This window comes from Vibrio sp. A2-1 (assembly GCF_021728355.1).
GTDB lineage: Bacteria > Pseudomonadota > Gammaproteobacteria > Enterobacterales > Vibrionaceae > Vibrio > Vibrio splendidus_K.
In genome coordinates this window covers 108638-127826 of record NZ_JAKKCO010000009.1, presented here as the reverse complement: position 1 = coordinate 127826, position 19189 = coordinate 108638, and the positions used below count along the sequence as shown (strand labels likewise).

Below are 19189 nucleotides of genomic sequence, written 5' to 3'. Positions count from 1 at the left end.
ACAAGAAATGATGGCCTAACAAATTGATTCCATAACATTTAGCGTAGTGGAGATTTTTAGAACAGCAAACTGCAAACCAAATTATTTAGCCTTAGTTCCTAAAATTTTGTGCAATAAAAAAGCGCAGACCTTTCGATCTGCGCTTTTAGCTTTTTAGCTTTTTAGCTTTTAGTTAATCCCATCTAGATTAACGCAGCATGTAGGTAAGTGATTAACCCACATTCTTACGTGCGTTTTGGAACATACGCATCCAAGCACCATTCTCGCCCCAACCTTCTGGAGACCAAGAGTTAGCAACCGTACGGAATACACGCTCTGGGTGCGGCATCATGATAGTCACGCGGCCATCTGTAGTCGTTAAACCAGTGATAGCGTTTGGTGAACCATTCGGGTTGTTCGGGTATTGCTGCGTTTGGTTACCGTTGTTATCAACGTAACGTAGAGCAACTGTACCTGAGTTTTCAATCGCGTTTAGGTGGTCGTTATCACGCACTTCTACGCGGCCTTCACCGTGAGAAACAGCGATTGGCATACGAGAACCTTCCATGCCGTTGAAGAATACAGAATCAGACTTCTGAACTTCAACTAGGCTGAAACGAGCTTCAAAACGTTCTGATTCGTTACGAACGAAACGTGGCCAGTACTCTGCGCCCGGGATAAGTTCACGCAGGTTAGACAACATCTGACAACCGTTACACACACCTAGAGAGAAAGTATCTTCACGCTTGAAGAAGTTTTCAAATTGGTCGCGAGTAGAATCATTAAACAGAACTGATTTAGCCCAACCTTCACCAGCGCCCAATACATCACCGTAAGAGAAGCCACCACATGCCACAAGGCCGTTGTACTCTTCTAGTACCGCTTGACCCGTTAGGATGTCGCTCATGTGAATATCAGTCGCTTCGAAGCCTGCGCGGTCAAATGCTGCTGCCATTTCAACGTGAGAGTTAACACCCTGCTCACGTAGAATCGCCATCTTAGGTTTAGCGCCCGTGTTGATGTAAGGAGCTGCAATGTCTTCATTTACGTCGAAGCTTAGTTTCACGTTCAGACCTGGGTCTGAGTTGTCTTTCTTCGCTTCGTGCTCTTGGTCTGCACACACTGGGTTATCACGCAGACCTTGCATCTTATGCGTAGTCTCAGCCCAGATAGTACGCAGTTCAGTACGGTTACGTTGGATTACAACGTCTGCGCCTGACTTAATCACTACTTCGTCTGATGCTTCAACAGAACCAATTACGTGTGAACACGCTTCTAGATCGTTTGCTGCAAGAGTAGAAAGAACAGCGTCTAGGTCATCGTTACGAATTTGGATTACCGCACCGAGCTCTTCGTTGAAGAGTGCTGCTAGTGTGTCTTCGCCTAGCGCCGCAACATCAGCGTTAACACCACAGTGACCTGCGAACGCCATTTCTGCTAGCGTTACGAATAGACCGCCATCGCCTTTATCGTGGTAAGCGACAACTTGGTCGTTCGCAACCAGTGCTTGAACGCCTTCGTAGAAACCTTTTAGTTGCGCTGCGTTGTCTACGTCTGCTGGCTTGTCACCAAGCTGCTTGTAAACCTGTGCAAGTGCTGTCGCACCCATACGATTTTGGCCGTTACCTAAATCGATAAGAACTAGGCTTGTATTACCTTTGTCTGTACGTAATTGAGGAGTAATCGTCTTACGAACATCTTCAACACGTGCAAACGCAGTGATAACAAGAGATAGCGGAGACGTTACTTCTTTTTGCTCGCCGTTCTCTTCCCACTTAGTCTTCATCGACATTGAGTCTTTACCTACTGGGATAGTAAGACCCAGTGCCGGACATAACTCTTCACCAACCGCTTTAACCGCTTCGTAAAGACCAGCATCTTCACCAGGGTGACCTGCTGGAGACATCCAGTTAGCCGACAGTTTAATGTGTTTGATATCACCGATATTGGTCGCTGCGATGTTAGTGATTGCTTCACCAACCGCTAGACGAGCCGATGCACCGAAATCTAGTAGTGCTACTGGCGTACGCTCACCAAGAGACATCGCCTCACCGTGGTAAGAGTCGTAACTTGCAGCTGTTACTGCGCAGTTAGCAACAGGAACCTGCCATGGGCCAACCATTTGGTCACGAGCGACAAGACCCGTTACCGAGCGGTCACCGATAGTAATAAGGAATGTTTTCTCTGCCACTGTTGGTAGGCGAAGAATACGGTCAACCGCTTCGTTTAGTTCGATACCAGAACGATCAATCGCAGGATTGTTTGCTTTTAACGTCTTCGCGTCACGGTGCATCTTAGGTGTTTTACCTAATAGGATGTCCATCGGCATGTCGATTGGCGTATTGTCGAAGTGAGAATCTTCTAATTTAAGATCACGTTCTTCTGTTGCTTTACCAACTACCGCGTATGGAGCACGCTCACGCTTACAAATCGCGTCGAATGTTGCCATGTCTTTATCAGCAACCGCCATTACGTAACGCTCTTGAGATTCGTTACACCAGATCTCAAGTGGGCTCATACCCGGCTCATCGTTTGGTACGTCGCGTAGGTTGAAGATACCACCACGTTCACCGTCGTCGACTAGCTCAGGAAGTGCATTCGAGATACCGCCCGCGCCCACATCGTGGATGAATGCGATTGGGTTCGCATCACCAAGCTGCCAACAACGGTCGATAACTTCCTGACAACGACGTTCCATCTCTGGGTTTTCACGTTGTACAGAAGCAAAATCTAAGTCTTCAGAAGAAGAACCAGAATCCATTGAAGATGCAGCACCGCCACCAAGGCCAATGTTCATTGCTGGACCGCCAAGAACTATTAGGCTTGCACCTACTGGGATCTCTTTCTTCTGAACATGATCATCACGAATGTTACCTAGACCACCAGCCAGCATGATTGGCTTATGGTAACCACGTACTTCTTCACCTGCGTGAGAGTTTACTTTCTCTTCGTAAGTACGGAAGTAACCTAGTAGGTTTGGACGACCAAATTCGTTGTTGAATGCTGCGCCACCAAGAGGGCCTTCAAGCATGATATCCAGAGCAGTAACGATACGGCTCGGCTTACCAAAGTCAGTTTCCCAAGGTTGAACGAAGTTCGGGATCTTAAGGTTAGATACAGAGAAAGCAACTAGACCCGCTTTTGGCTTACCACCAATACCTGTCGCGCCTTCATCGCGGATTTCGCCGCCTGAACCTGTTGATGCGCCCGGCCATGGAGAGATTGCCGTTGGGTGGTTGTGCGTTTCAACTTTCATCAAGATGTGTGTTTTCTCTTGGTGATAGTTGTACTGACGAGTTTCTGGATCTGGGAAGAAACGACCGACTTCAGAACCTGTCATTACCGCTGCGTTATCTTTATAAGCAGACAGAACGTGTTCTGGTGTCGTTTCAAAGGTGTTCTTAATCATCTTGAACAATGATTTTTCTTGCTTAACGCCATCGATAGTCCAATCAGCGTTAAAGATCTTGTGACGACAGTGCTCTGAGTTCGCTTGTGCAAACATCATTAGCTCGATGTCAGTCGGGTTACGACCTAGCTTCTCAGTGAAGCTTTCAAGAAGGTAATCAATCTCATCTTCTGCAAGAGCTAGACCTAGGGTAACGTTTGCTTTTTCAAGCGCTTTACGTCCGCCAGTTAGTAGGTCAACTTCCGCATAAGGAGCAGGCTCAGCAACAGTGAACAGTGCCGCTGCTGATTCGAAGTCAGTGAAAACCACTTCCATCATACGGTCGTGCAGAATTGCTTTCAGCTCAACAAGTTGAAGCTCAGAAAGTTCAGAAGAGGTTTCAATGTAGAAAGCAGTACCGCGCTCTAGACGTGACACTTTAGCCAGTCCGCAGTTGTGTGCGATATCTGTTGATTTTGAAGACCAAGGCGAGATAGTGCCTGGACGTGGCGTTGCAAGCAGCAATAAACCTTCAGGTTCATGCTCTTCAATCGTTGGACCGTAAGTCAGTAGCTTTTCTAGCTTCTCAACTTCAGACTCATCTAGGTCTGCCGTTAGATCAGCAAAGTGGGCAAACTCAGCGTAAATACCTGTTACAGGTAAGCTTAATTCACGACAAAGCTCTAAAAGCTTGTTAACACGAAACTCAGATAGAGCTGGGGAGCCACGCAAAATTCTCATGTGCTTACGTCTCTTATGCAGTTGATTAAGGTAGTATTGGAATAAATTCAGTGGGTTATAGGAACAACCTAACTGTTTTCTTCGAAGCTATTCCCGAAGGTTGCCAAACCTATGCCGATTCCACCTCTTCAATGCGAGCGCATTATAAAGCATTTCTTTTTGTGACGTAACACCAAAAGCAACCGTTTGCGTTATTTTTTTTATCTTTCTGTGTAAATGGTACTTTTGCTGCATTTATCACCACTTTTACAACTGTTTAAATAAACCTGCTTTGCCAGCCTTGCGGGGTTTGGTATAAAGGGGCTTCCACTTTTCGAGATTTCATTTTGATGCCTAAATTTACGCTCATCTTTTCGTCTAAGTTTCTTCTGCTCGCTATTGCCCTATTTGGGTTGGCTGGATGCCAGATTGAATCTGAACCTAAAAGTGTCCTTGAGCAGATACGAGAGCGTGGCGTTCTTCGTGTCGGCACCCTGAATAACCAACTCTCTTATTACATCGGTCCAGATGGTCCTGCTGGCTTGGATTACGAGTTAGCTCGCGAGTTTGCAGAAGAACTTGGTGTAAAGCTTGAGGTTAAACCCGCTTACCGTCTATCCGGCCTATTTCCGGCGTTAAAGAAAGGCGAGATCGATCTTATCGCAACGGGGTTAACACAAAACAGCAACCTGACACGTGCCTATCGCGCTGCGCCTGCTTATTACTATGTAAGCCAACAAGTCGTGTACAAAAAAGGTCAGTGGCGACCAAGAAACCTTGAGCAACTGATCAGGTTTGAGAATGAGCGTCAGGCTGATTTCGTAAAAGCACAAACTGAACCAGAAGAGGTAGCGTCTACTGACACATTGACGCCATCTTTGGTTGTAGTGAAAGACTCACACTTTGAGCCAACACTAAAACAGCTGCAAAACACACACGATGACTTTATCTACGATGCGATCGGCAATGCTGACATCAACGACCTGCTAAAAGAAGTCTCTACAGGGGAACGCTTGTTTACTGTGGCGGATTCGATTGAGCTGTCACTCGCACAACGTTTATACCCAGACGTGGCTTTGGCTTTTGAACTTACAGAAGACCAACCGATCTCTTGGTATTTACAGAAGTCTGAAGATGAAAGCCTTTATGCGCTGCTGATTGAGTTTTTCGGTAACCTAAAGCAGTCTGGTGAGCTCGCTTCACTGGAAGAGAAATATATTGGCCATATCGGCACCTTCGATTATGTCGATACTCGTGCCTTTATCCGCGCTCTAGACAGCAAGCTACCAAAATGGTCGCCACTATTTCAGAAATACTCGCAAGAATTTGATTGGCGCTTAATCGCAGCTTTGGCATACCAAGAGTCACACTGGAACCCAGTCGCGCGTTCTCCTACAGGTGTTCGTGGCATGATGATGTTGACGTTGCCAACCGCGAAGAGCGTAGGTGTAACCAATCGTCTTGACCCGAAACAGTCGGTACAAGGTGGCGTGGAATATTTACGTCGTATCGTGAATCGAGTTCCTGACTCAATTACTCAACATGAAAAGATCTGGTTTGCCCTCGCCTCATATAACGTAGGTTACGGTCACATGATGGATGCACGTCGCTTAACCAAAGCACAAGGCGGCAACCCTGACGCTTGGGGTGATGTAAAAGATCGACTTCCTCTATTGAAACAAAAGAAGTACTACAGCCAAACTCGATACGGCTATGCGCGTGGTGATGAAGCAAGGAATTACGTTGAGAATATTCGCCGTTATTACCAAAGCATTATTGGTCATGTGAATAAGCGAAATAAAGAAGAAGAAGCGAGCCTCGAAGGTTTGGTGGTTATCCCACCTTTAGAGATCTCGGGCGCTGAATCGACAATCGGTGCGGCTGAATCCGCTGTCGACGAAGCTGAGTCTTCCAAATAAATAAAAAGAGCAATGCCATATAGCGTTGCTCTTTTTTTTTATACATGAGTCACTGGTTCGTATTGGCTAGTTCGCATTGAGAAACTAAACCAACAAAGTGACCATTATACTTGAGGTGTCATATTGCAGTAACAATCGAACTTTATAACGACACACCATAAGCGCCATGATGTTCTGTTGTATTCAAACACTGGCCATCGCGATGGTTACTCAAAAGGTATCGCTAAGTTCGCGACAGAGCTCATAAACAAATAACCACTATTATTAAAACTGAAGTCATAATTACAAAGCCAGACGACAAATAGGAAATCGTTGAAATGATGAAGAGTAAACTGAAATCGAAGCGCCTTGATAAGACCGTTGCTGCAAACCGTCGTAAGCGTATGCTTTCAAATAATAAGAAAAAGATCATTTGGCGCAACCGTGCTTTCATGCAGATACTTTCTGAGTAAAAATACCGAGTAAGTTTTCTGTGGCACTCTTACGATAGAGAGTGCCGAAGCTTGCTGCTATTTTTTGTTACAGACCTTGTTCTTGTTACTAACCTTATTCTTATTACTTGCCTTGTCAGATTCTAAACACTGCTCTTCCAACAGACGGTCTTGCTTTCGTTTTTCTTTTATCTCTTTTCTACGACGCTTGAAAAACGCCTGCAACTGCTCACGACATTCTGCTTCTAATAAGCCATGCTCAACATCGGCATAGTGGTATGAGGCTTGGCTTTCAAAGAGGTTCAATACCGTACCTGCTGCGCCTGCTTTTAAGTCAGGTGCACCAAAGACAATCCGCTTCACTCGGCTGTGTAACAAGGCACCAGCACACATTGGGCAAGGCTCAAGCGTGACGTATAAGGTGGTATCAAGTAAGCGATAGTTTTCCAAGGCTTGGCCAGCTTTACGCAAGGTTTCGATTTCTGCGTGTGCCGTGGCATCGTGGCTTCCAATAGAACGGTTCCAACCTTCAGAAATAATCTCCCCCTCTTTTACCAACACGGCACCAACGGGAACCTCTCCCTCTTTCTCTGCTTGCTTAGCAACCGCAATGGCGCGTCGCATGAAGATTTCATCTTGAGGGGTGAATTGATGGTCTGACAAAGGGAACTCCAGAAAACAAAGGATAAGAACAAAAAAAGGTATGCGGAGAAGCATACCTAATCTTAGTAATAATGAACAATAAAGAGATAATGAACAACAAGCGTTGGCTTGTTCGTTTAATCTCTCGCTAGCGGCTTATCTAACTAACATCATCGCCTAGCTCATTGACTAATCTTGTCGCTTTAACACTCACGATACGGTTGTTCTCAACCGAGATGATTTCAAACTGCCATTGCTGACACTGAACCACTTCTCCAGTATCGGGTAAACGCCCAATCAGCCAAGTGACAAGGCCATTCAATGTTTGGAAGCCTTCGCTTTCCCCTTCTAACTCTGACAGCTCTAAGCGGTTCTTGAGCTCACTGATAGGGATTAATCCATCCACCAGCAATCCGTCTTCCACTTGCTCTGTCCATAGGTCATTGGGGTTATTAGATAACTCACCTGCAATCGCTTCAAGAATATCATAATGAGTCACAAGGCCTTGCACATCGCCATATTCATCGACAATGAATGCCATCTCGGTACCCGACTCTTTAAAGTAGCCAAGTAGCCGCAGTGCCTTCATCGATTCTGGAACGTAGATCGGCGACTTAGACAGCCCCATGATAACTTGAATACTTAAATTGCCTGCCTGATTCAGCAAGGCTTTGGACGACACCGTACCGACCACTTTATTGAGGTGATCTTGGCACAATGGAAATACACTGTGCTTTGAAGAGCGCAGTTTCTTAAATATCTGCTCTACAGGTTGCTCAATATCTAGAAAGTCGACATCTCGACGTGGCGTCATCAAAGAGCTTACAAGGCGATCATCAAGCTGCAAGATATTACGAATCATCTCTTGCTCGCCGCGCTCAATCACTCCAGATTCTGAGCCCTCTTTCACCAGTGCATGGATATCGTCTTCAGTGACACTATCTTCTTCACCGCCACGCCCCATCAGCTTTAAGATGCCTTCGGTTGACGCAGACAACGCAAACACAAACGGCGTTGCGATTTTAGATAACCAGAAGATTGGTAGCGCGACTAACACAGCAATGTTTTCAGCTTGGGATTGAGCAAAACGCTTTGGCACCAATTCACCGACAACAATTGCGAAGTAAGTAATACCAACAACGACTACCGCTGTAGACAAGATATTCGCTTGTGTTGGGTCGAATCCCCACAGCTCAAGTTGAACGGCCAGTGGCGCAGAGAGCGTCGCCTCGCCCACAATACCGCTGAGTAGGCCGATTACCGTAATACCGATTTGAATGGTTGAAAGGAAGCGAGTTGGGTTTTCTTTGAGCTCAAGAGCAATCTGAGCGGAGCGATGTTTTTCGGCTAAGCGTTTCAGCCGACTATTTTTTGCTGCTACCAATGCAATCTCTGACATGGCAAACAGACCATTTAAAACAATTAACCCTACTAAAAGCAGAATCTTCATGTGGTTTGGATTTCCTAATTTTACCGGCCAACAATTAGCCGTGATCCGGAGTATAAGCTGAGTGCCTTTATTTTGAATATAAAAAGTTTTGGATATAGAAAGTTTGGGATATAAAAAGTCTTGGCTATAAAAATCTTGGATAAAAAAAACGGAAAAAGATGGCGAAAAAAAGCCCGCACATTTCGGTGCGGGCTTCGATGATTTTTATGTTAGTTCGTTTTGCTTTTCTTACTTAGCTTACATTGTGTAAGTGTAAGGAGCTTGGATACCTAGCGGGATACCAAGAGCCCAGTAACCTAGCAAGAAGATAGACCAACCGATTAGCATAGCAATCGAGAATGGCATCATTAGAGAAGCTAGAGTACCGATACCAGTCGACTTAACGTAGCGTTGACAGTAAACAACAACCAGTGGGAAGAACACCATTAGTGGAGAGATGATGTTAGACACTGAGTCACCTACACGGTAAGCCGCTTGAGATAGCTCTGGAGAGATCCCCACAACCATTAGCATAGGAACTAGGATAGGACCAATCAGTGCCCACTTAGCTGAAGCAGAACCTACAAGAAGGTTAACTGCAGCCGTTAGTAGAATCATACCAACAACCGTTGCTTCACCAGGAAGATCCATCGCTTTCAGGCCTTCAGCACCGTAAAGCGCCAGCATAGTACCGATGTTTGATTGAGCAAATGCAGATAAGAACTGAGCACAGAAGAACGACATTACAATGTATGCGCCCATCGTTGCCATTGTCTCAGACATCGCTTTGATAACATCGTTACTATTCTTGAATGTACCCGCTACACGGCCGTAGACGATACCCGGAATAATAAACAGAATGAAGATCAGAGGAACGATAGACTTCATTACTGGTGCTGAGAACGCCGTTAGTTCACCTTCAGGCGAACGAAGTGCTGAGTTTTCAGGAACCAAAGCTGCGATAAGCAGACCAATACCTGCAACCATTGCCCAACCAGCGAATTTGAATGCTTTAGATTCAATCGCTGTGAACGTACCTAGATCAGGTGCTTGCTCTGCATCTTCATCTACTGGAGTTTTTGCAAGACGAGGTTCAATGATCTTCTCTGTCACGTACCAACCGATACCAACAATGAGAACTGAAGACAAACCAGTAAAGAAAATGTTCGCTAGAGGGTTAACCACGTATGCAGGGTCAAGAACGTTTGCCGCTGTTTGAGTGAAGCCTGCTAGTAGCGGGTCAATACCTGAAGGAATGAAGTTCGCTGAGAAACCACCTGATACACCAGCAAACGCTGCTGCAATACCCGCTAGAGGGTGACGACCCGCTGCGTGGAAGATGATACCGCCAAGAGGGATTACTAGAACGTAACCTGCATCTGCTGCTGTGTGAGACACGATAGCAACAAGGATTAGCATTGGCGTTAATAGCTTAGCTGGCGTGAAGTTCAGCATCTTCTTAAGGCCAGTCGTAATGAAGCCTGAAGAGTCAGCAACGCCAACACCTAGCATAGCAACAAGTACGATGCCTAACGGTGCGAAGCCTGTGAACGTGGTAACCATATTCGCTAGGAAGCTAGCAAGCGCTTCACCAGTTAATAGGTTGTTTACTTCTAGAGCAGCACCCGTTTGAGGGTTGATTAGGTCGAATGAAAGATTCGATAAAAGTGCAGATGCTACCCATACGATAACTAGAGCCCAGAAGAACAGAATTGCAGGGTCTGGAATTTTGTTGCCGGCGCGTTCAATGAAGTTTAGAAAGCGGTCCATCCCACTGATCTTCTCAGTCGATGGTGCTTTTTTTACAGCTTGGTTACTCATTGTAACTCCATATGTGATGTTGTTTGTTTAGGCCTAATAAAAGTTTTGACCATGGCCTATTGGTACAGCACATATTCTATTAAAGTCGCTGTTAAAAAGCACAAGGTTCCACATCATTTTCCATAAATGGAGACATATTTTGCAAAAATACTGTACAACAGCAACAATATAAAAACACAAAAAACACCATTCCATATACAGAGTTTTAACTGGCACGTAAACAATGTCCGAGGAGTGAAAACTATCAGTAAAGGTGATGCGTAGGCCTTGGCATGCAGTAAACGTTTGCTTAATAGATCAATCAAATTCACTGTATTTGGAGAGCATAGTCTCGAGGTAAATGCTTTGCGAACGGTTCATACGATCTTGCCATGCAACGGAAACAGTAATGCTTTTTAACGCCCCCGACAAAGCGCCAGCAGCATTCTCCACCTCACAAGTCATCGCATATCCAGAGTCCGACAAACCGGATAAAGGATCTGAGCTTGCCGTATTGAGACAATAGTTCGCTTGATTGAGTTGCGAAAAAGGAATAAGCCCTACTGCCCCACTCACATCCGAGACTCGCGTTCGATAATATTCCATTTGCCTTTCAGCAAAGTGAAGTGCCTCTACACTGTGAAGCGCAAAGTCCGACTTTTGTTCCGCATAAACTTGCAGCTTAACCAACCCTAAAGAAGCTACACCGATCAATAGAAAAGAGATAAGAACCTCTATCAGGCTAAAACCTGAGTGTTTAGAAATCATTCCATGATCCTCGCTTCCATTGATAAATAGAAGGCGGATCACTCGGATTAGACTCTGAACGAAAATCCAAATCCATATCACCCACAATCGTTGTCACCCCAAGTGGCGAATCGAAGATAAGGCCACCTGAAGGTAAACCAGAAGCAAATTGAATCCCGACACTATTTTTCAGGACGGTAGCGTCATCGATGTCTTTGATAAAAGGTGCAAATACATTAGGAGTAACAAGCGCTTCCCAGAAGTCATCTATACGAGTTTTAACATGACTCTTTTGATAATCGACCAAATGATAAATCACACCGTTGTAAGTCATGGCACCATTTAACGCGAGCACACCATCTTGAATCACTAGAAGTTGAGATTGATTGTTGGCGGCGGCAACCGCTGAATTGATATAGCAATTTCCCTCAACCCACAATCCCTTGGTTTGCCCAGGAGTAAAATGGTCCATGATTTCGGTGCCACACTCTGTCGCATTCAGTATCTGTACGTGCTTAAAAAGGTCAGTGTCTTGAGATAAGTCGACAATATTTTGATCCGTTTTAGCGATACCAAAAAAGGTATAAAACGGGTTCATATTAGGATCAGGATTAAAATCTTTTTTGAAGGGAAGCGGATTCGTTCCTTGATAGGAATCAGGCGCATAGATTGAATAACTACTTCCCGAACTGCCTTTAGGGATCTCCGTCTTATAGTCGCTATCACACACGCCATCAAAACCAGAAAACGGACCATCCGCACTTGGGTCAAGCACTTCTAAGCCTAACGTTTGTCCTGAATCACCATGTGTTGAATCGTATTGGTAAGTAAAAAGGTCGGCAAAAGTAACACTCACGCATTCATATTCATTACCACTAATCGGTTCTTCTTTAACTGTAGGCTTCAGGCTCAATGTACCGATGATCTCAATCGGCCCTGTTGATTGAATCGCCCCACTTCCTAACTGAGAGCTCTCACGAATGGTTTTAGATAGCAGCTGTGTATCGGTTGTAGATGCAACAATATAAGCAATGGAACTCGCACTATCCGAAACCTCAATTTGGGGGGCGTTGTCATATGGAGAACACCAATCAGAAAAGTCGGCAGGGCGTGCACTCGCGTCTTTGATATCTAAAATGGCTTTATCGAGCTCACGTAGATAGGAATAAGTACACTCTAAACCACCTTCTGAACGCCAGTGATTTTGCCTTCCTTGCACCTCATTTTGAGCTACTTTAATTTGATGGAATACACTGCGATACGTACCTAATGTCACCACTAAAGCACCAATTAAAAGCACCGATGTGATCAATAAGGTCACCACGCCGTGTTGCTTTCTAAACACCATCATTGCCAGTTCCTTTGTTTAACGGAAACCGAAACCGATTTGGTAACACCTGCGGTTGGAATTGAAGCCGTAATGCTGATATCGGTAAGCGTGGTTTTAATAGAGTTCTGCTCTAATAACTGAGCATCAACGCTGAATGCGTCTACCTCGATCAGGCTGTCATCGAAAAGTGAGTAACATCCAGTAACCTGATTAAAAGTAGGAATCGCCTCAGATACAGTGGTGCCCTTCTCACAAATTTGTAGCTTGGTTCCATCTTTCCGATAAACGATATTTCGATTATCTTTGTTTCCGTTCGAGCCCTCTCTGAAATAGACAAACCCAACGGCAACACCGCCACTCACTTGGATGGTGTTACTCGCTCCAGACAGCTTGATTGAGTAACCATTAGAGCCATCGTAGCCCGCCCGTTGGATATCCTCCTTCATCACCTGCATCGTGCTTGTTAGGTTTTGTAGCAGCAATAATTCAATGCCTTTGTCTTTGGCTATTCTCTGCCCTGTTATAAAGACACTACCGATAATCGAAATCGCGAACACACCAATCACAGACGCCACCATTAACTCAATTAATGATGTGCCTTGCTGCTTGCTAGGAGCTACCGCTGTCGATTTAACAGGCATCATAGCCATACTGTGCACTCGATTCACCGCACACCTTAACTCGCCCCGGCGGGCTGGATAATTTGATCAACATCCGATCGGTTGAAGCTGTATTAGGAGAAAGGTAAATCGTCCCTCTTGCTGGCCTTCCTCTCACACTCTCAAAGCTAATTCTTGCGCCTGTGTAGTTATGAGAAAACGAGACATCTCGAAACGGTTGACCCGATAGCATCACCAGCGTTTCGCCGGAGAGATCTTCGGTTGGTTTTAACCAAACAGTCCAATCTCCAGTTGATTGCACTTCATTCTTTTCCATCGAGAAATGAACCCAAAGATCTTGATTCCTTTTTACTGACTCTGACTTGGCCTGAATAAGGAAACCATTCAACTCGCTAGCCAATCGCTGCATCTTCACAGTTTGCGTTACTGAACTAAAACTCGGGGCAGCCGTCGCTATCAGTATCGATAACACCGACACCGTGATTAAAAGCTCTAATAAAGTAAACCCGCGAGTCATTTCCCAATTTCCTATGTAATACCGCTCGTAACCGTATTTAATCTTGCGCCGATGCTACCACCGGAGAAAAATAGGCAGAGATATTAAAGGAAACTACTCGCGATGATTCGAAGAAATATATGCAACAACAACAACTTAAGCATTAGAGGGATGACATTGATCGAATTATTGATCGCTGTCGCCATCGTGGGGATACTCGGCGCCATTGCCTATCCAAGTTATACAAACCATGTAATCAAAGCGCATCGAGTCACTGCAATGGCCGACATGACCAAGATTCAACTGGAAATAGAGACGCTGTACACGGGGAACTATGCATCCGCAGCGGAGAATATTATTTCCGGAGGGACATGTTTGTTTTGCGGTACCGACACCAGCCGATACACGTTAGCAATTTCGGCGAGTAGTACAACCTATGCCATTCAAGCAGAACCACTTTCACAGCAAGTGAATGATGAATGTTTAGACTCGAATACCGATATATTGGAATTACACCACTCGGGTGTTTCAGAGCCAGAAGCGTGTTGGAAGTAACAAGAACAACCACCAAAGGGCTCGATAATTTATCTGAGAAATCTCGACTCTTTCTTCTCTGGTCTTCTTTTCTCTGATCTACAGATACAAAAAAGCCTGCACACTAGCAGGCTTTAAAAATTTCAAATCACTATCAATTACTTAGTTAGGTCATCGAAGAAGTTTTTAACACCGCTGAAGAAACCTTCAGACTTTGGCTTGTGCTTGCTTGCCGCTTCACCACAACATGTTTCTTCGAATTCACGCAGTAGTTCTTTCTGGCGAGAGCTTAGCTTAACCGGTGTTTCAACCACTAGTTTAACGATTAGGTCACCCACACCGCCGCCACGAACGCCTTTCACGCCTTTGCCACGCATACGGAACATACGGCCCGTTTGTGTTTCTTCTGGCACTTTAAGGTTTACACGGCCATCTAGTGTTGGAACTTCAACTTCACCACCTAAAGCAGCCATAGAGAAGCTTACTGGCACTTCACAGTAAAGGTTATTGCCGTCACGCTCAAAGATGTTGTGCTCTTTTACGTGTACTTGTACGTACAAGTCGCCAGCTGGAGCGCCGTGCTCCCCTGCTTCGCCTTCGCCAGATAGACGAATGCGATCACCAGTATCAACACCTGCTGGGATCTTAACGTTAAGCGTTTTCGTTTTCTGTTTGCGACCTTGGCCATGACATGAGTTACATGGGTCTTTGATGATCTTGCCTTTACCGTTACAAGTAGGACAAGTCTGTTGAACCGCAAAGAAACCTTGGCGCATTTGTACCTGGCCGTGGCCATGACAAGTACCACACGTTTGTGCAGAAGAACCCGCTTTCGCGCCGCTACCGTCACAAATATCACACTCTACAAGAGTTGGTACTTCGATTTCTTTAGATACACCACGAACGGCTTCTTCTAGAGAAAGCTCCATGTTGTAACGCAAATCAGAACCACGTTGTGCACGCGCTTGACCACCACCGCGACGACCGCCGCCAAAGATATCGCCAAACACATCACCGAAGATATCGCCGAAGTCACCTTGGCCACCGCCGCCGTAACCGCCGCCACCCATGCCACCTTGTTCAAAAGCTGCGTGGCCGTATTGGTCGTAAGCTGCTTTCTTTTGAGAATCGGTTAGGATCTCGTACGCTACTTTTACTTCTTTAAATTTGTCTGCTGCGCTGTCATCACCCTGATTACGGTCCGGGTGGAATTTCATCGCTAAGCGTTTGTACGCTTTTTTAATATCGCGCTCTGATGCATCGCGGCTTACGCCTAATACTTCGTAAAAATCACGTTTTGACATGTTCTAGGTCACCAAATAATTGCTACTACCGAATGATCACTTCAGTAGTCTGTGTATCAATCTAGATAAAAGTTCTGCCGGCTGAAATGCCGAATAAAGCTATTATCTAGATCGACAAGTCTAAATACAAATTTACGGGCGTGAGAGTTACCTCTGACGCCCGCAATAATAAGTCTTTGAGACAAATTTCTAAGCAGATAGCTTGAGTCCTAAGTGGAAGCGCGGAGCCTACGTTAGTAGGTGAGCACTTCCGACAACGAAATCAGGCTACTCTGCGACGAAATTATTTTTTGTCTTCTTTAACTTCTTCAAACTCAGCATCAACAACGTCGTCATCTTGCTTAGGTTGTTCACCAGCGTCAGCACCAGCTTGTTCAGCTTGAGCTTTCTGTTGAGCAATTTCCATTAGCTTTTGAGCTGCTTGCATAAGTTCTTGAACTTTAGCGTCGATAGCTTCTTTGTCGTCACCAGACTTAACTGATTCTAGAGCTTCGATAGCTGCTTCGATTTTAGCTTTCTCGTCTGCAGGTAGAGCTTCACCAGCTTCTTCTACTTGCTTCTTAGTGCCGTGAATCATTTGGTCAGCTTGGTTACGTGCAGTTACTAGCTCTTCGAACTTTTTGTCAGCTTCTTTGTTAGCTTCTGCTTCTTGAACCATTGCTTCGATCTCTTCCTCAGACAAACCGCCTGATGCTTGGATAGTGATCTTCTGCTCTTTACCCGTTGCTTTATCTTTAGCAGATACGTTCAGGATACCATCAGCATCTAGGTCGAATGTTACTTCAACTTGTGGCATGCCACGTGGTGCTGGTTGGATACCTTCTAGGTTGAACTGACCAAGAGACTTGTTGTAAGTCGCTTGCTTACGTTCACCTTGAAGAACGTGGATAGTTACTGCGCTTTGGTTGTCTTCAGCTGTAGAGAACACTTGATCCGCTTTAGTAGGGATAGTTGTGTTTTTCTCGATAAGCTTAGTCATTACGCCGCCCATCGTTTCGATACCGAAAGATAGAGGAGTAACGTCTAGAAGAAGAACGTCTTTAACTTCACCAGCTAGTACACCACCTTGAACAGCAGCACCCATTGCAACAGCTTCGTCAGGGTTCACGTCTTTACGTGGCTCTTTACCGAAGAATTCAGTTACTTTAGCTTGAACCATAGGCATACGAGTTTGACCACCAACTAGGATAACGTCAGTGATTTCGCCTACAGATAGATCAGCATCTGCTAGAGCAACTTTTAGTGGCTCAAGAGAGCGTTGAACTAGGTCTTCAACTAGAGACTCAAGCTTCGCACGAGTCACTTTGATGTTCATGTGCTTAGGACCAGTCGCATCAGCAGTAACGTAAGGTAGGTTTACGTCAGTTTGAGTAGTAGAAGAAAGCTCGATTTTCGCTTTTTCTGCTGCTTCTTTAACACGCTGCATTGCTAGTGGATCAGATTTAAGGTTGATACCTTGCTCTTTCTTGAACTCATCTACTAGGTAGTTGATCATGCGGTTATCGAAATCTTCACCACCAAGGTGAGTGTCACCGTTAGTTGAAAGAACTTCGAAAGTCTTCTCGCCTTCTACTTCATCGATCTCGATGATAGAGATATCGAATGTACCACCACCAAGGTCGTATACAGCGATAGTGCGATCACCACCTTGCTTGTCTAGGCCGTAAGCCAGAGCAGCAGCAGTAGGTTCGTTGATGATACGTTTAACATCTAGACCAGCGATACGGCCAGCATCTTTCGTTGCTTGACGTTGAGCATCGTTGAAGTAAGCAGGAACAGTTACAACTGCGCCAGTTACTTCTTCGCCTAGGAAGTCTTCAGCTGTTTTCTTCATTTTCTTAAGAACTTCAGCAGATACTTGAGGAGCAGCCATTTTTTGGCCTTGCGCTTCAACCCATGCATCACCGTTATCAGCTTTAACAATGTTAAAAGGCATGATTTCGATATCGCGTTGAACTTCTTCATCTTCAAAACGACGACCGATTAGACGCTTAATCGCGTATAGCGTGTTTTGAGGGTTAGTAACTGCTTGACGTTTCGCAGGTTGACCAACTAGCGTCTCGCCTTCAGTGTATGCGATTACCGATGCTGTTGTGCGTTCGCCTTCAGCATTTTCTAATACGCGTGGTTTGTCACCGTCAAGAACAGCAACACAAGAGTTAGTAGTACCTAAATCAATACCAATGATTCGACCCATCAGGCTTTCTCCGAATAAATTCTATTTAGTTTTTTGCTATACCCACTATGTGGGGGGTAGTAATCAGGGATTCAACCCTAATACACAAAATTTAAATGCAAATGTATTTTGCTTTCGTATGCACCATAGATAAGGGCTGCAAACTAATTTTCAAGGGAAATAGGTAAAAAAAATCTGTTTTTCCCCCTATCTTTCTACTTAAAGGTAAAAAGTGGCTTACCCCTTACTGCTTAAGGCTCGAAAGTTGACATATTCACGCGTTCATCTTCATAAATAAAATGTCTCCCTATTCTATCTCGCATAAAAAAAGACCTTCATATGGAAGGTCTTTTTTCAACTAACAGCGAGTCGAACCGTTATTGATTCGGCAATATTATTGATTAAGAACTAACTGGTAGAAGCTTGCTTGGGTGTAGTCACCCGCTTCCATACCACGCCACTCACAGGCAGAACTCGACTTCTTAGTATTACACTGGTTATACGCACCCGCTTTGAAGTACATCCAGTCTTGACCGTAACCAAGATCGATATCGTGTCCCTGATATTTGCCCTTGGCCAAGTCAACATCATAGGTCTTCACAATAGGATCGGCTGAGTTTAGATTTTTAGTAAAGGTTAAGTGCATGATGTTATCTTTGATATTCACATCATATGAGAACACTTCACCTAGCTTGATACCATCAGTAGGATCAGAGCTGCCCTTTTTCAGATTGTATTGACCAAATACATCATGGCGAATGTCTTTACGAAGCTTCTTACCGTTTTCATCCTTCGCATTTTTCATCTCTGTCGGCGGGTTTAATTCATAGTTCCACGTTAACGAACCATGCTCATGCTCCGGTAGTTTACGGTAAACAATTTTCAGAGGTTCATTATCCGACCCATGGATTTGACCAATAACCACAGAGAATGCACCGGTTTTCTTATAGTTACCGCTGGTGCTCACCTGATCAACAGAAAGTGTTGCCGTCATCTGCCCACCGATAGAGCCAAACTCTTCCGCGTTCTTATGGCTTGAAATCGCGAAGTTGTTGCTCGGCGCAGAGTAGCTATCCGCTAGCATCGCTCTTAGCTCACTACGCGTGTTTTTACTGTTTGGCGTCGTTGGAGCTGTATTCGGAGCCACAAACACCATCGCACCAGATTCAGCATCCGTGTAGAACCATTTAGGGTGAACGTAAGGCGTGTCTACATTCGACAGTTCCTTTTTTCCAATCTCCAGCGTTTTACCTTTTCTAGACCCTTCAGTCGTCAGCTCCGGTAAGTTAATTTTCCATTTAGATAAATCGAAGTTTTGTGCTGGTGCTTTTGCAGGGTCAAGATTGAACTGTTGACCAATATCGTGATTAGAAGCAAGAGCGGGAGCGGCTAAAAGGCTGGCAGTCAGTAGGCTAAGGTAAGACAGCTTCATTATTGGGTTTCCTTTATGTCGTCATAATGTAGGTTGCCAGAACAATAAAATAATATTGTATTATTATATGTGATCTATATTAAAGATTGAAAACTGATGGCCAATTCGGCACGAGTAAAAAGAAAAAATGAGACTTAACACCAATCAAAGATCTTTTTAGCTAAGTTATCAGATAGCCCAAAGCACTTATCATCAGAAACAAAAAAGCCCCGCTCTCATTGAGCGGGGCTTCTAATTATCTA

General features: G+C 44.9%; 14 protein-coding genes. 3 read left to right on the top strand and 11 right to left on the bottom strand.

What is annotated here, in order from left to right:
• Positions 1–211 precede the first annotated feature (211 nt).
• The gene (gene purL, locus L3V33_RS20585; RefSeq protein ID WP_237291114.1) at positions 212–4108 is read right to left on the bottom strand and encodes a phosphoribosylformylglycinamidine synthase; all 3897 of its coding nucleotides are present in this window, start codon (positions 4106–4108) and stop codon (positions 212–214) included.
• 329 nt (positions 4109–4437) lie between these two features.
• Between purL and mltF the strand changes: the two genes are divergently transcribed.
• On the top strand, positions 4438–6006 hold the full coding sequence (gene mltF / locus L3V33_RS20580; RefSeq protein ID WP_237291113.1) for a membrane-bound lytic murein transglycosylase MltF: 1569 nt from the start codon (positions 4438–4440) through the stop codon (positions 6004–6006).
• 317 nt (positions 6007–6323) lie between these two features.
• Positions 6324–6458: a hypothetical protein gene (locus tag L3V33_RS23195; protein ID WP_004735176.1), complete on the top strand. Its 135-nt coding sequence runs from the start codon at positions 6324–6326 to the stop codon at positions 6456–6458.
• A 57-nt stretch (positions 6459–6515) separates the two neighbouring features.
• Here L3V33_RS23195 and tadA read toward each other — a convergent pair whose 3' ends face one another.
• The 7 genes from tadA to L3V33_RS20545 form a co-directional block, all read right to left on the bottom strand.
• Positions 6516–7154, bottom strand: a complete 639-nt coding sequence (gene tadA / locus L3V33_RS20575; RefSeq protein ID WP_054548061.1) for a tRNA adenosine(34) deaminase TadA — start codon at positions 7152–7154, stop codon at positions 6516–6518.
• 85 nt (positions 7155–7239) lie between these two features.
• Positions 7240–8529, bottom strand: a complete 1290-nt coding sequence (locus tag L3V33_RS20570; protein ID WP_054548062.1) for a hemolysin family protein — start codon at positions 8527–8529, stop codon at positions 7240–7242.
• Between the two features lie 237 nt (positions 8530–8766).
• Positions 8767–10329, bottom strand: a complete 1563-nt coding sequence (locus L3V33_RS20565) for an AbgT family transporter (protein WP_004735172.1) — start codon at positions 10327–10329, stop codon at positions 8767–8769.
• A 297-nt stretch (positions 10330–10626) separates the two neighbouring features.
• Positions 10627–11076: a prepilin-type N-terminal cleavage/methylation domain-containing protein gene (locus L3V33_RS20560; protein ID WP_017079902.1), complete on the bottom strand. Its 450-nt coding sequence runs from the start codon at positions 11074–11076 to the stop codon at positions 10627–10629.
• Complete coding sequence (locus L3V33_RS20555; protein WP_054548063.1) at positions 11066–12406, bottom strand: hypothetical protein; 1341 nt, start codon at positions 12404–12406, stop codon at positions 11066–11068. Before L3V33_RS20555 ends, L3V33_RS20560 begins: the two co-directional genes overlap by 11 nt.
• Positions 12403–13035 carry a hypothetical protein gene (locus L3V33_RS20550; protein ID WP_004735169.1) on the bottom strand — a complete coding sequence of 211 codons (633 nt, stop codon included), beginning with the start codon at positions 13033–13035 and terminating at the stop codon, positions 12403–12405. The genes L3V33_RS20555 and L3V33_RS20550 overlap by 4 nt, the downstream gene beginning before the upstream one ends.
• Complete coding sequence (locus tag L3V33_RS20545; protein WP_237291112.1) at positions 13016–13522, bottom strand: GspH/FimT family pseudopilin; 507 nt, start codon at positions 13520–13522, stop codon at positions 13016–13018. Before L3V33_RS20545 ends, L3V33_RS20550 begins: the two co-directional genes overlap by 20 nt.
• A 102-nt stretch (positions 13523–13624) precedes the next feature.
• Here L3V33_RS20545 and L3V33_RS20540 point away from each other — a divergent pair, with 102 nt between their 5' ends.
• Positions 13625–14056 carry a type IV pilin protein gene (locus tag L3V33_RS20540; RefSeq protein WP_054548065.1) on the top strand — a complete coding sequence of 144 codons (432 nt, stop codon included), beginning with the start codon at positions 13625–13627 and terminating at the stop codon, positions 14054–14056.
• 137 nt (positions 14057–14193) lie between these two features.
• Here L3V33_RS20540 and dnaJ read toward each other — a convergent pair whose 3' ends face one another.
• The 3 genes from dnaJ to L3V33_RS20525 all read right to left on the bottom strand — a co-directional run bounded on the left by dnaJ (position 14194) and on the right by L3V33_RS20525 (position 18947).
• On the bottom strand, positions 14194–15339 hold the full coding sequence (gene dnaJ, locus L3V33_RS20535) for a molecular chaperone DnaJ (RefSeq protein ID WP_004735166.1): 1146 nt from the start codon (positions 15337–15339) through the stop codon (positions 14194–14196).
• A gap of 283 nt (positions 15340–15622) precedes the next feature.
• Complete coding sequence (gene dnaK / locus L3V33_RS20530) at positions 15623–17536, bottom strand: molecular chaperone DnaK (RefSeq protein ID WP_004735165.1); 1914 nt, start codon at positions 17534–17536, stop codon at positions 15623–15625.
• 373 nt (positions 17537–17909) lie between these two features.
• Complete coding sequence (locus tag L3V33_RS20525) at positions 17910–18947, bottom strand: polysaccharide lyase family 7 protein (RefSeq protein WP_054548066.1); 1038 nt, start codon at positions 18945–18947, stop codon at positions 17910–17912.
• Between the last annotated feature and the right edge of the window lie 242 nt (positions 18948–19189).